This is a genomic window from Frankia sp. R82, from assembly GCF_023716925.1.
GTDB lineage: Bacteria > Actinomycetota > Actinomycetes > Frankiales > Frankiaceae > Frankia.
The window spans coordinates 1-12,995 of record NZ_JAMQQG010000069.1 but is presented as its reverse complement, the minus strand read 5'-3'; the positions used below and the strand labels follow the sequence as shown (position 1 = coordinate 12,995).

Sequence of the window (12,995 nt, the reverse complement as noted above, 5' to 3'; positions counted from 1 at the left end):
GTCGCCCGCCCCGTCGGGCCGGCCACCGCCGAGGCCGCGACCGCCGGGGTGGCCCACGCGACGGAGGGCGCGGTGGACGTGACCGGCGACGGCGCACCGGCGGCGGCGTCGGCCACGGCCGACCTGGCGGTGATCCGGGCGGCCCATTCGCCCAGCCACAGGACGATCCGGTCACCGGCCATCGGACCGGCCACGAAGAAACCCTGGACCTCGTCACATTGCCAGTCGGCCAGGGTCTGCCAGGAGGCCTGGGTTTCGACGCCTTCGGCGACAATCCGCATCCGCAGGGCGTGAGCGAGCCGGACGGTGGACCGCACGATCTCCGCGGCCACCGGATCGGCGTCCAGGTCACGCAGGAAGGTGCGGTCGAGTTTCACCTCGTCCGCCGGCAGCTCCCGCAGGTAGGTCAGGGAGCAGAAGCCGGTGCCGTAGTCGTCGAGGCTGACCCGCACGCCGTGGCGGCGCAGTCCTGCCAGGGTGCGCCGCGCCGCGTCCCGGGCCTCCACCAGGGTGTCCTCGGTGAGCTCGATGACCAGCGCCGACGGCGGCAACCGGTGCCGGGCCAGGGCCGTGCGCACGACGTCGACGAAAGAGGTCTCGACGATGACGGACGCGGGAACGTTCACCGAGACGGTCAGGCACGCCCCACCGGCCCGCCAGCGCGCGCAGTCGATCAGCGCCTGGTCGAGCACGTGCCGGGTGAGTCTCGGCATCAGCCCGGCCCGGTCCACCTCGGCAAGGAACGTCCCCGGTCCGCGCATCCCGTCAACCGGGTGGCGCCAGCGCACCAACGCCTCGACGCCGCTGATCCGGCCGCTGCGCAGGTCCGCCTTAGGCTGGTAGGTCACCTCGATCTGGCCGCGGTCGAACGCCTGGCGCACCTCTGCGCGCAGCAGCAGGCGCGCCTGGTCGACTCTCGGCGAGACGGGACCATGCACGGGCTGCCCGTGCCGGGCCCGCTTCTGCGCGTGCATGACCTGCTCGGCATGCCGCAACAGTTCCAGCGGTGTGCGGCCGTGCTGAGGGGAGCGGGCAATGCCGATGCTCGCATCGGGCCGCACCGGCGTGGCCGCGAGCAGCACCGGTGGTTCGAGGGCGGCCCGCAGATCCGCGGCGACCCGCTCGCAGCGGGCGGCGTCGACACCGCGCAGCAGCACGGCGAACGCGTCCCCGTCCACCCGGGCCAGCAGCGTGGACGGGGGCAGGGCGGCCCGCAGGCGCCGACCGACCGTGACGAGCAGGCGGTCTCCCTGCTCGTGACCGAGCGCCAGGTTGATGTCCCGCATTCCGTCGAGATCGAGCAGCAGCAGGCCGACCGGGGCGACCCCGCGGGACCGGTGTCCTCCCCCGCAGAGCCACCGGCCGGCGACGTCCAGCAGGTGCCGGCGGTCCGGCAGCCCGGTGAGTTCGTCGCGGCCGGCCGGCCACCAGCCGGACCCACCACCCGAGCGGGCCCGGGTCGGTGTCACCAGCCCCAGCCCCAGCCCCGACGCCGATCGACCCGGACGCGGGCCACCCACGCCGAGCCGAACCTCGCGCCCCCGGCGCCCGAACAGCCGGGTACAGCCGAACGCGGCCGCGGTCAGGACGAAGGTGACCAGAGACGCCAGCAGCGCCGACACCACGTTCGCGGCCAGCCCCGGACCATCCGACCGGACACCTGCACCCACACTGCACCCGAGGACGACCACCATGAACAGGACACCGGCGAGGACAACGCCGCGCGCTGCACGCGCCACCGAGCCGACCCGCACCATCCGCCCGGCTGGGGTCGCCGACCGCCCGCCCTCCTGCGGCCCAAACGCCCTCGCTCCCGGTTCCGCCGACTCGGATGCCGCCGACTCGGGAACCGCGGGCTCTGGTTCCGCCGTCGACCCGGTGCCGCCGCCCGGCCCTCGGCCCTTGGCAGGCCCGCCGGCGTCGGGCCCACCGGCGCCTTCCGTCGTGCCCGTCCCTTCGGATGCCACAGCCTGCTCGGACGCCACAGCCTGCTCGGACGCCACAGCCGCCAGCCCGGTCACCACCTGCGGCCCGGCGCCCAGCGCCGACCCGCAGGTGTCGACCGGCCCGACCGCGGGCCGCCGTGCCTGCAGGGCGCCCTCGCCAGCGGCATGCCCATGACCAGGCGCATCACTGGCCGGATCCCGACCGGTCAGACCACCTTGCCGCACATGAGCGGCGGTGTGCCGAGAGGTCCGCAGCTGGTGCGATACCCGCCGCCTGCCGTCGAAGCGGACCGCTGACCAGCGCCCATTCTGATACCGCCATTTCATGGAATTCCCCCGAAGACGATCCTGCCGCGGACCCACACCACACGTGTCGGCCGGCAGAGCCCTGGCTTGCGCACCACCACCACCTCCACCGGGTGCGGTCGACACGACACCACAGGCACCGATGCCCACACTTTGCGAGCGTATCGCCGCCCAGGCCGCAGGATATCCGATGCCCGACTTTCCACCGCCGTCGGACCAGCTGCCAGGGCACGTCCCGCATGCCGACCCGGGAGGCCTGTCGACCAAAGCACAAAGGAACATCGAGGGCTTTCCCGCCCCTGGAACAGGACCACGCTGTGGCCATTTCGCGAATCGGTGGAAGCGGAACCGGTCTCCGCCAGCCCGTCCACCACGGCCAGTAGATCGCAGTTTTCGACCCACTCAACTACCCATAGTCACCCGGCCATTCGGGAGAACCGCCTCCACCGCGGGAAAGACCACGAACATCAGCAGCACCACCACTCCCAGCAGTAGCAGTGCGGCCACCAACGGCCGCGCCCGACGCGAACCAGGAAGGTGGCGGTAGAGCCAGGCGTACATCGTCGGTCACTCCTCGCAGATTCACCCGGCAGTCAGCGCCGACGGCAGGCCGGCGGACTTCTCGGTGGTGTCGACCAGCTCCCCGTACACGACCAGCCGATGACTGGCAGAAAACTTCGGATGACAGGTTGTCAAAGTGATGAGACTCTTCGTCGGCGTCGCACCCGCATGCTTTGGCACCGGATATGTGACGTCTACCCGATTTGGGGTGACAACCTCGGAACCGGAGACTCGGTACGTGTAGTAACGATCCTGTACCTCGACGACGATGGCGTCGCCAACCCGCAATTCATCCAGCCTATTAAAAGGTTTTCCATATGTGGTCCGATGCCCTGAGACCACAAAGTTCCCGACCTGGCCGGGCATCGCGGTCCCGGGAATATGCCCTGGCCCTCGACGCAGGTCCGCAGCCGAAACGCCCTGGACGACCACGGGTGCGTAGTCCCGGCCGAGTCGGGGCACCCGGAGAATCGCCACGCCGTCGCCCAGCGGCACCACCGGCGGGGGCAGCGGCGTCACCCGGGGTGCCGCGGGCGCGACGGCCGGCGGCGTCGGCCGACTCCAGGCCTGTTCGAGCTGGTGATGCAGCCGGTCCTGGGTCCGCGCGGCGAACAGATCCGTGACCCACAGCTGATAACCGAGGAACAGACCGACCAGGACACCGGCAGTGATCAGAAGTTCGGAAAGACCGCGTGCCAGCCGCCCCGCCCAGATCCGACGCTCCCGGCCATGGCCGCCCTCCCGCCCCCGGCCGCGGACCCGCCGGCGCAGCGGGCCGCCACCCGCCTCGGGCTCGCCGCCCGACGGGGAACCGTCACCCGGCGCCGACGGGTCGCCCCCGTCCAGCGACTGGCGCTGGGCCGGCGCACCCGATCCCGCCCGACCCACGCCAGCACCGCCAGCACCGCCAGCACTGATATCGGCGGTATCGGCGGTCGAGCCGTCCTCCGCCTGGCCATCCTCGCTCACAGGGATTGACGACGCATCAGCCACAGCCCGACTATGCCACCAGGCAACTACTCTGAGTAAGCATTCGCGGCTCGTGGTCGTGGCGCCCGACAAGGAGCGTCGACACCGCCAACCTGCCTCACAAGGTGAGATGATTCTGTTACTCTCTGATTTCAGTCAGGCACGGAAACCTCACCTCCCGTGCGCCCCGTTCCATCCGTGCACCACACCAGGGGGCCCGATGAAGACCGTGGCCGTCATCGTCCACTGGGGTCCGAGCGCTCCCACGGTGGACGTCGCCGAGCGGCTCGAGGCCTGCTCGTCCATCGCGCAGGTTGCCGTCGTCGCCAACGACCAGAGCGCCCGCCCACCGGGCCTGCCCGCCGCGTCCGCCTGGCTGGTTCCCCCGCGCAACCTCGGGTTCGGCGCCGGCTTCGCGCTCGCCTGCCGGGACCATCCGGGTGCCGAGGCGTTCCTGCTGGTGAACAACGACATCCGGATCGACGACGCGACGATCGCCGCCTGTCTGCACCTGCTCGGCGGCACGAACATCGGTGTGGTCGCGCCGACCCTGGTCAACGGGGACGGCCTGCAGTCCGGCGCCGCCAAACTGAGCCCGGTCCTGGTCGCACCGCGGGCCCGACGCCCCCCGCAGGACCGTCCCTGCGAAGCCGACTGGGTCACCGGCGCGGTGATGTTCATCAAGGCCGACGTGCTGCGCCGCATCCCGTTCGACGGCCGGTACTTCCTGGGTTTTGAGGACGTCGACTTCTGCTACCGGGTACGGGACGCCGGGTGGAGCGTCGTGCTCAGTCCCGCCCGCGCCTGGCACACCGGCAGCGCGACCATCTCACGGGGCGGCTGGGGATACTACGCCGTGCGCAACCGGCTGTGGTTCACCCGGCTGCGCGGCTGGCGGCTGCGCACGACCCTGGTCGCGGCAACCTCCGCCGCCGTCGTGCTGCCCCGGTCGTTGCTCCTGGACCTGGCGCGCGGACGTGGGTTCACCACCTCCGCACTGGTCCGCCACGGCCTGCTGGACGGGCTCGGTCCGATCCCCCCGCTCGGCGAGCCGCACGCCGACGAGCCCCGCGCCGCCCGCTGGACCTCATGGTTCTGAACCAGCCATAAGCCCACCCCGGACGGCCCCAGCCGACGGGATGGCTCAGCCGCCCCAGCGGGCCGCCGGAGAGCGGGGCACGCCCGGGGCGGCGGCCGGGTCCACCGCACTGCGCCGTGGACGAGGCGCAGTCGCACCCCCCGGAGCCGACGTCAGCACCTCGGCCCCGCAGGCCCGCTCGCCCGCAGGCGTGCCCACGCCAGCCCGGACCCCGGCCACCGGGCTCGACGAGGCGGCGAGGAACAGCGACTGCCAGGCGTACAGGTTCGGCATGCGGCGCAGCACGAACTGGTCGGCGCCCTGCACCCAGCCCGTCGGCAGGAACTCCCGGCTGCGCCACCACGGCAACCCGCCGGTCGAGGCGTCGGCCAGAATGCGCAGTCCGCTGCTCACCAGCAGCCGCCGCGCCGTGGACACGGTGAAAAAGCGCAGGTGGGTGGTGTCCATCAGACCTGTCTCGGTGTACTCGAAGTGGCCGAACAGGAACTTCGCCCGTTGCCGGTAGTGCAGTACGTTCGGCAGGGCGACGAGGATCCGCCCGCCCGGCGCCAGTACCCGCCGGGCCTCGGCGACCAGTGGTGCCGGATCGGCGAGGTGCTCGAGGATGTGCGAGAGCACCACAAGCTCGTAGGAGCCGTCCGGGGCGAAGGGCAGCCCGTCCACGAGGTCGGCCAGCTCCACATCGGCGCACTCGCGCCCCGCGGCGGCCCGCTCGGACGGGTCGTTGGTCACGCCGGTTACCTGCCAGCCACGTTCTCGCAGCAGCCGGGCGTTGTCCCCGGCGCCACAGCCGCAGTCCAGTGCCCGGCCCGGCCGAATGTCGACGAGATCCAGCAGGTCGGGATTGCCACCATTGCGATACCGCAGGTCGAGCTCCATGGACGACTCCTTGTCACCGTCGGCGCGGCACACCCCGCAAGCCCACAGCCATACGCGAGCGTGCACTTAGAGTAACGCCAGCGCGACGCCGGCAGGCCGAAGCAACCACCACCACAACCGACACCACGACCGCCGCGCCCGTGTCAGTCCCAAAGGAGCTCCGATGGAATCGGGCATTGAAACGCCCAGAAATCCGCATACCGACAGCGACTCGACGCGCGGAACGACACCCGGCGCACCCGCCGACCCACTTCACGGCCCTTCGGGCGTGGCGTGGCTCATCCCCCGTCCGCGCCGCGCTGACCAGGCCACAGCACCCGCCTCCACCAGCGTCGCCGGCATCCCCGCCACCGCTATCGCCGCCAGCCAGCCCGCCCTGGCCGGCCGCGAGACCCTCGCGCGGGTGTTCACCGGTCCGAACTGCCTGTCCGCCCAGCGTCTGATGTTCGCCTGGGTCGTCCTGCTGCTGCACGGACTCGCGCTCAGCGGCCACCACACTCCAGCCCTGGGTAAACACGAGTATGACGCGGTGGCGCTCGATGGCTTCTTCGCCATCAGTGGCCTTCTTGTTACCTACAGCGCGCGTCGCCTGCCACTGCGCAGGTTTGTCCGGCACCGGGCGCTGCGCATCCTGCCGGGGTTCTGGGTCTGTCTCGTCCTCGTCGCGTTCGTCATCGCCCCGCTGGGCTGGCTGCACGTGCACCACACCCTGCACGGCTACCCGCTGACCGGACAGCACAGTGCGTTGCGCTACGTCACCGACAACGGGCTGGTGCGGATGCGCTTCTACGACATCGGCGGCACCCCGCAGGGCACCTTCTTCCCGGCGCCCGGCTCCGGCATGCCGCTGGCCTGGGACGGCTCGATGTGGTCGCTGTGGTGGGAGGTGCAGTGCTACCTCGGCGTCCTCGCGCTCGCCCTGGTCGGGCTGCTGCGCCGCCGACCGATGCTGGTGATCGGTGCGGTCACGCTGGGACTTGCCCTCGTCGAGGCCCTCGGGCCGGCCGGGATCCTGCCGGCCCACCTCTCCCCGGACCTGTTCCGGTTCGCACTGAACTTCCTCGCCGGGTCCATCGTGTGCCTGTACGCCGACCGCATCCCGGTGTCGGGTCGGATCGCCGCGGTTGCCGGCGTCGTCTTCGTCGGCTCGTACTTCATCCGGGACATGCCGCTGATCTCGGCGCTGCCACTGGCCTACCTGTGCGCCTACCTGGGCATCCGGGTCCCGCTGTATCGCCTGGGCACCCGGCGGGACCTGTCCTACGGGCTCTACATCTACGGCTTTCCCATCCAACAGCTCGCCACCGTGTACGGCCTGCACCGCCATGGGATCGTGGTGTACCTGCCGGTGACGGTCGCGGTCACGGTGGTGCTCGCGACGGCGAGCTGGTATCTCGTCGAGGCGCCGGCGCTGCGCCACAGGTCCCCCCGGGCCCGCACCCGCGGCACCCACGCCCGCCACCGTGCGACGGCGAGATCGGCTGGAGCGTCGACGGCGAGGTCGGCCACGACCGGACGGGTCCCAAGCATCCCCGAGCAATCTCATTACGCAATATCACAGACACCCTCGGCCACCATGACACGAGGTAAGACGCGGGACGACTACCAGAATAATGAATAGCATCACCTTCCGTGCAGCTACTTCGACGGACCTCCCCCCCGGTGCCGGATGCCGACCGCGCCGCCCGTGTCCTGCTCCTGACTCTCTCCGGCGGGCTCGGTGGCGGCATCGAGCGCTACCTCACCACGGTGGAGGAGACGCTGCGCGCGGGCGGCGCCGAGCTGACCAGGGTTGACATGCTGAAACCGGGCATTCCCGCCACCCCGGGCAACCGGGCCCGGTTCGTCCGTCGGGCGCTGGGCGCGGCACGCCGCTTCGGCGCCGCCGACAGCGTCGTGGTCGGGCATGCCAACCTGATCCCGGTCGGCGCGGCGGCCCTGCGCCTGACCCGGGCCCGGTTCGGTCCCGTGCTGTTCTACGGCACCGACATCTGGAGCCTGCGCGCCGCGGACCGGGCGATCCTGCGCGCCGATCCGCTGCTGCATCCGGTGACGATCAGTTCGTACAGCTCGGGCGCCCTGTCCACGGTCGGGCTGGCGCCGATTCTGCCGCCGGGGATCTCTCCGGCCTGGCGCACGACGCTGCTCGCCGAGTCCAGCCGGCGCCGCCCGCTGCCGCCGGTGCCCACCATGCTCAGCGTGTTCCGACTGGCCGACTGGCCCGGCAAGGGCGCCGCGGTGCTGCTGGAGGCGGTCGCCGCCATCCGCGCCGAACTCGGCCCGGTGCGGCTCGTTCTCGCCGGTCAGGGTCCGGCGCCGGGCGCGCTACACGAGCTGGTGTCCGCGCATCCCGACACCGAGGTCGTCGAATCCCCCGGCGACGAGGAACTCGCCCGGCTGTACGCGACGGCGGACCTGTTCGTCCTGTGCACCCGCACCCACACCCCCACCCGCACCCGTCCAGCCAGCGGCGAGGGCTACGGCATCGTGCTGCTGGAAGCACAGCTCGCCGGCTGCGCGGTGGTCGGACCCGCCTCCGGCGGCAGCCATGACGCCTACCAGGACGGGGTCACCGGGCAGACGCCGGTCGACGAGTCCGCGGCTGCCCTCACCGAGGTGCTGCGCGGCATGCTCGCCGACCGGGCCCGGCTGGCCCGCACCGGACGGCGTGCCGCCGAGTGGGCCGAGGCCGCCACCCGCCCCGACCACTACGCCCGCCAGGTGTTCACCGCCCTGACCGGACGCCCGGCCACCCCTGCCCATCCCCCCGAGCTGCCCGCCCAGCCCGCGGGCCGCTCCGCCCCACCGACCCGGCCGCCCTCCTCCGCCAGGCTCGCCACCCCACCATCCCGATCGACCCCCACCCACGCCTCACCGTCCGGGTCCGCCACCCCACCGTCCAGGTCGACGTCATGAGCGCCGCACCCGTCACCCGCACCACCATCGCGGCGCCGCTACGGGCCGCGGCCGGGACGTCCCTGCTCGTTGACTGCGCCGGGGGGCGGGTCGGTGGCGCGAAACGCCTGCTCAACGAGTTCGATCTCTACCTGCGCGACCGGGAGCCGCCCGGCCTGCAGGTCATCGGACGCGATCGCACGCTCGACCCGGCCTGGCTGCTCCGACGCGAGCGGGAGCAGACCCGCACCCGGCGGTTCGAGCTCTCGCTGGCCCTGAACAACGTGTCGTTCGTGGCTGCCGGCCGGCAGCGGCACGTCCTCGTCCACGGCGCCCAGCACTTCCTGCGTCGCGACGAGATCCGCCAGCTCGGCCGCCGGATCAGCCCCGTGGTGCACGCCCAGGCCCCTGTCGTGTGGGCCGCGCTGCTGCGAGCCGACCGGATCTTCGTCCCGTCGACGAGCATGGCCGAGCGGGTCGCCACCTACGTCCCGGCGGTGCGCAATCGCCTGACCGTCGCCTTCAACCCGGTCACTCCACCGGACGCGATACACCAGGTGGACGCGATGCACCACGTGGATACGGCGCGGTCACGGGATCGGGACAGTGCCGCGGTGGACTTTCTGTGCCCGGTGGTGATCCTGCCGCAGAAACTGCTGACCGGACGGCTGCGAGCGGGGCTCGCGGCGCTGGACATCCTCGCCGGCCCGCCGCACCGCATCGACGCCACCCTGAGCGTCACCGGCCGCGCCGAGCAGCTCGAGGATCCCGCGGTGGCCTGCCATCCCCGGCTACGACTGGTCGGCGAGCACTCTGCCGAGGTCGTCATCGCCATGATGGCCCGCTGCGACGGCATCTTCTTCCCGCTGGAACTGGAGTCGTTCGGTTACCCGATGGCCGAGGGACGCAGGATGGGCGTGCCGGTGATCGCCCGGGACAGCGCCCACAACCGCGAGATAGCCGGTCCCGCGCTGGTCGGCTACCAGCGGGAGTCCGGCGAGGACATCGCTGCGGCGATGCACGCGGCCCAGGCGGCGTCCCGGTCGAGGGCGCTGAAGCCCGACGAGGCCGGCCACTTCGACCGAGGTCCCTACTTCGACCAGCTCCTCGGCCTGTCCCCAGCCGGCTGACCTGGCTCCGGCCACGTCCGGTGGACCGTCGAAGCCACCCTTGACCACGCGTGGAAGCCAAAGAGGTCCTCATGGTCGCTTCGTGTTCGTCTTGCCGACTACAGCGACCCGTGGAGCGCGGTCCTGCCATCGGTCGGCGACGAAGCGGGGCAGTCCGGAGTCTCGGTCACGGCAAGTGCCGAATACCGGTGACCAACAGCCGCCTACGGCCACGGACGGTGCCCGCAGCCACTCCGGCAGCGCCCGGACACCACCGGAAACGCTCGTGGACAGCGCGCTAGCGGTCGAGCGGGTCGGGGCCGAGGCGTTCGAGGGTGTCGAGCTGGCCGGGCGGCATGACCTGCGCCGGTACATGGACCGCAAGACCCCGCGACGGGGTGGGCGGCCAGGGCGGGGCCACGTCGTGGCGGCGGGCGACGACCAGGTGCTGGCCGGTGACGTCATCCTCGACGTCGACCAGCGTGGACATCGGGATCAGCTCGAGGTCGCCGAATCCGGCCTCGGTGACGAGCCGGCGCACCTGGTCGGCGGACCGGCCGAAACAGTTGAGCGCGAACCGCAGCCGCAGCCGTCCGGCCAGGCCGCGTTCGGCACGCCACTGCTGCTCGGTCCGCCACGCCGGATCGTCGATCACCACATGCAGCAGCAGGCGACCACCCGGCCGCAGCGCCGCATGCCAGTCACGCAGCGCCGCCGCGACGACCTCGTCGGTGAGGTGCTGGACGACGGCGATGCAGTAGACGACGTCGACGTCGCGACCGCTGCGATGGAACTCCTCGGCGAGGAGGTACTCCAGGTTGGGCGCCGGGTTCAGTACCCGGGCACACGCGAGCACGCCACGGGAGACATCGACTGCCGTGAGGGCGTGTACCCGCGGGGCGACTGCGACGGCGAGGTAGCCCGGGCCGCAGCCGACGTCCAGGACGTCGTCATCCGCAAGCAGGTAACGACCGAGGAGATCGTCGGCGAGGGCCTGCCGGCTACGCAGGTTGCGCTCGGCCGCGGCATTGCGGTCGTGCTCACCAGGCTGGAAGTAGTGCGGGCTGTAGGACAGCAACCGCAGGGCCATGCGTCGGCGGTACCGGGCTGGCGTCGTCGCCAGAAGCACCGGCACCCACCGGGCGCCCAGAAAGTTCTGCGCACCGGCCGTTGCGAGGGCATATCCCGCCAGAGAGCGGAACCGACCACCGACGGTGGATGGACTGTCGGGCATGCTCGCCGTCCTCTCGGCCATCGGCGGCACCGGACGTGCCACCGCACACCGGACCGACGAGCCTCGATGGCGACCACGGCCATCGAAGATCATCTAACCCGACTATCACCAAGAGTATTAATGCGAACACCGACGGTCAACGACCGTCGCGGCTCGCCCCGCCGGCCGTCAGACGGCCCGACCGGCAGCCGCGGGACGGACTGGACGGACTACTCCAGATAGTCGCGCAGCTTCTGGGAGCGCGACGGATGGCGCAGCTTGGACAGCGTCTTGGACTCGATCTGGCGGATCCGCTCCCGGGTGACGCCGAACTCGCGCCCGACCTCCTCCAGCGTGCGCGGGTGACCGTCAGTGAGGCCGAAACGCAGCTGGATGACTTTCTTCTCCCGGTCGGACAGGGTGTGCAGCACCGAGTCGAGCTGCTCCTGCAACAGAATGAAGCTGGCCGCGTCGACGGGAACGACCGCGTCGCAGTCCTCGATGAAGTCGCCGAGATGGGAGTCCTCCTCCTCACCGATCGGCGTCTCCAGCGAGACCGGCTCCTGGGAGACCTTGAGAATCTCGCGGACCTTGTCCGGAGTGAGATCCATTTCCTTGGCGATCTCCTCCGGGCTCGGCTCTCGGCCGAGGTCCTGCAGGAGCTGCCGCTGGATGCGGATCAGCTTGTTGATCGTCTCGACCATGTGCACCGGGATGCGGATGGTGCGGGCCTGGTCGGCGATGGCGCGTGTGATCGCCTGCCGGATCCACCAGGTGGCATAGGTCGAGAACTTGTAGCCCTTGGTGTAGTCGAACTTCTCGACCGCACGGATCAGCCCGAGGTTGCCCTCCTGGATCAGGTCCAGGAACAGCATGCCGCGCCCGACGTACCGCTTGGCGATCGACACCACCAGCCGCAGGTTCGCCTCGACCAGCTTGCGCTTGGCGATCTGACCGTCACGCTCGATGGCCTCGAGGTCCCGACGCATCTGCGGCGAGGTCTTCTTGGTCGCCACCGCGAGCTTCTCGGAGGCGAACAGGCCCGCTTCGATCCGCTTGGCGAGGTCGACCTCCTCCTCCGCGGTGAGCAGCGGGACCTTGCCGATCTCCTTGAGGTACATGCGTACCGGGTCGGAGGTCGGGGCCTTGAGCGCGAGTTCCTCCTCCTCCCGGCGGCGCCGGGCGAGCAGGTCGGCCTCGTCGGGGTTCTCTCCCCCCGCTTCCAGCACCTCGATGCCCTCGTCGTTGAGCACCTGCAGCACCGTCTCGGCCTGCTCCGGGGGAAGCTCCGCCGCCTGGATGGCGACCGAGACATCCTCGGTGGTGAGGAAACCGATCTCCTTGCCCCGGGTAATGAGGTCCTTGACCTCGTCCACCTGGGCTTCGCGGGGTAGGACGGTAGGACTCATGGGCGGAATCTCGTCACTTCCTTCTCGGGATCGACCCAGGTTACGCGGCACCTACGCCCCGTTCCCGGAGTTGACGCTTGTGCTGCTCCAAAGCGATCAGCTCACCGTAGGCACGGTTGAAGGCATCCGTGTCGGTTGCCGCGTTGAGCCGCTGTACCCGCGACTTCAGCTCGGCGATCCGACGTGTCACATGTAGCTCCTGTACGCGAGACATCTGCTCGTCGACGTAGCGATCATCAACATCGCGGTCCCACAGCACCCTTTCCACGGCCAGGGCGGTGACGACCCGCCGCAGCTCCTCCTCGGTCGCCGCCGCCGACAGTTCGGCGACCCAGGCACCGACGCCACCGGTTCTCGCCAGCCCCCCGTGCACCCCGCCGAGCCGTGCGATGAGCTCACGGACGGCGCGATGCGCGGGAACGGTGAACATCTCCGGGGGCAGCGGGTCGAACATCGCCGCCGCGAACCCCGGGTACTGAATGGCGAGCTTGAGGGCCTCCCGCTCCACGACGGCGGCAGGGTCGGCGGAGTCGACGGTACCCGCCCGCCGCGGGCCCGCGGCGGAGGCGACGCCAGCGGATCCGCCCGGCCCACCCCGCGCGCCACCCG

10 protein-coding genes and 1 pseudogene are annotated in these 12,995 nt (G+C 71.0%); 4 read left to right on the top strand and 7 right to left on the bottom strand.

Annotation, left to right across the window (positions count from 1 at the left end; all coding sequences use genetic code 11):
• The 3 genes from ND747_RS13840 to ND747_RS13830 form a co-directional block, all read right to left on the bottom strand.
• A partial coding sequence (locus ND747_RS13840; protein WP_308204626.1) for a bifunctional diguanylate cyclase/phosphodiesterase occupies positions 1-1,739 on the bottom strand: 1,739 nt, incomplete at its 3' end.
• 915 nt (positions 1,740-2,654) lie between these two features.
• Positions 2,655-2,813: a hypothetical protein gene (locus ND747_RS13835; protein WP_251733982.1), complete on the bottom strand. Its 159-nt coding sequence runs from the start codon at positions 2,811-2,813 to the stop codon at positions 2,655-2,657.
• A 21-nt stretch (positions 2,814-2,834) separates the two neighbouring features.
• Positions 2,835-3,782 carry a class E sortase gene (locus tag ND747_RS13830; RefSeq protein ID WP_251733980.1) on the bottom strand — a complete coding sequence of 316 codons (948 nt, stop codon included), beginning with the start codon at positions 3,780-3,782 and terminating at the stop codon, positions 2,835-2,837.
• A 220-nt stretch (positions 3,783-4,002) separates the two neighbouring features.
• On the opposite strand from ND747_RS13830, the gene ND747_RS13825 reads away from it, so the two are divergent.
• Positions 4,003-4,881, top strand: a complete 879-nt coding sequence (locus ND747_RS13825) for a glycosyltransferase family 2 protein (protein ID WP_251733978.1) — start codon at positions 4,003-4,005, stop codon at positions 4,879-4,881.
• Positions 4,882-4,926: 45 nt separating this feature from the next.
• On the opposite strand, the gene ND747_RS13820 is transcribed toward ND747_RS13825, so the two are convergent.
• Entirely contained in the window at positions 4,927-5,760 is an 834-nt protein-coding gene (locus tag ND747_RS13820) for a bifunctional 2-polyprenyl-6-hydroxyphenol methylase/3-demethylubiquinol 3-O-methyltransferase UbiG (RefSeq protein ID WP_251733977.1), read from the bottom strand.
• Positions 5,761-5,923: 163 nt separating this feature from the next.
• On the opposite strand from ND747_RS13820, the gene ND747_RS13815 reads away from it, so the two are divergent.
• Genes ND747_RS13815 through ND747_RS13805 form a run of 3 tightly spaced genes read left to right on the top strand, consistent with a single transcriptional unit; the run spans position 5,924 to position 9,785 of the window.
• Positions 5,924-7,381, top strand: a complete 1,458-nt coding sequence (locus tag ND747_RS13815; RefSeq protein WP_251733975.1) for an acyltransferase — start codon at positions 5,924-5,926, stop codon at positions 7,379-7,381.
• Positions 7,382-7,422: 41 nt separating this feature from the next.
• A complete protein-coding gene (locus tag ND747_RS13810) occupies positions 7,423-8,676 on the top strand; it encodes a glycosyltransferase family 4 protein (protein ID WP_251733973.1) in 1,254 nt (417 codons plus the stop codon).
• Entirely contained in the window at positions 8,673-9,785 is a 1,113-nt protein-coding gene (locus ND747_RS13805; RefSeq protein WP_251733971.1) for a glycosyltransferase, read from the top strand. Before ND747_RS13810 ends, ND747_RS13805 begins: the two co-directional genes overlap by 4 nt.
• A 277-nt stretch (positions 9,786-10,062) precedes the next feature.
• On the opposite strand, the gene ND747_RS13800 is transcribed toward ND747_RS13805, so the two are convergent.
• From ND747_RS13800 to ND747_RS13790, 3 genes and pseudogenes are all read right to left on the bottom strand, one after another.
• Positions 10,063-10,998, bottom strand: a complete 936-nt coding sequence (locus ND747_RS13800) for a bifunctional 2-polyprenyl-6-hydroxyphenol methylase/3-demethylubiquinol 3-O-methyltransferase UbiG (protein ID WP_251733969.1) — start codon at positions 10,996-10,998, stop codon at positions 10,063-10,065.
• A gap of 209 nt (positions 10,999-11,207) precedes the next feature.
• A complete protein-coding gene (locus tag ND747_RS13795; RefSeq protein WP_101834813.1) occupies positions 11,208-12,386 on the bottom strand; it encodes an RNA polymerase sigma factor in 1,179 nt (392 codons plus the stop codon).
• A gap of 40 nt (positions 12,387-12,426) precedes the next feature.
• Positions 12,427-12,995 (bottom strand): annotated as a pseudogene (locus ND747_RS13790) (DNA primase); the annotation flags it as partial.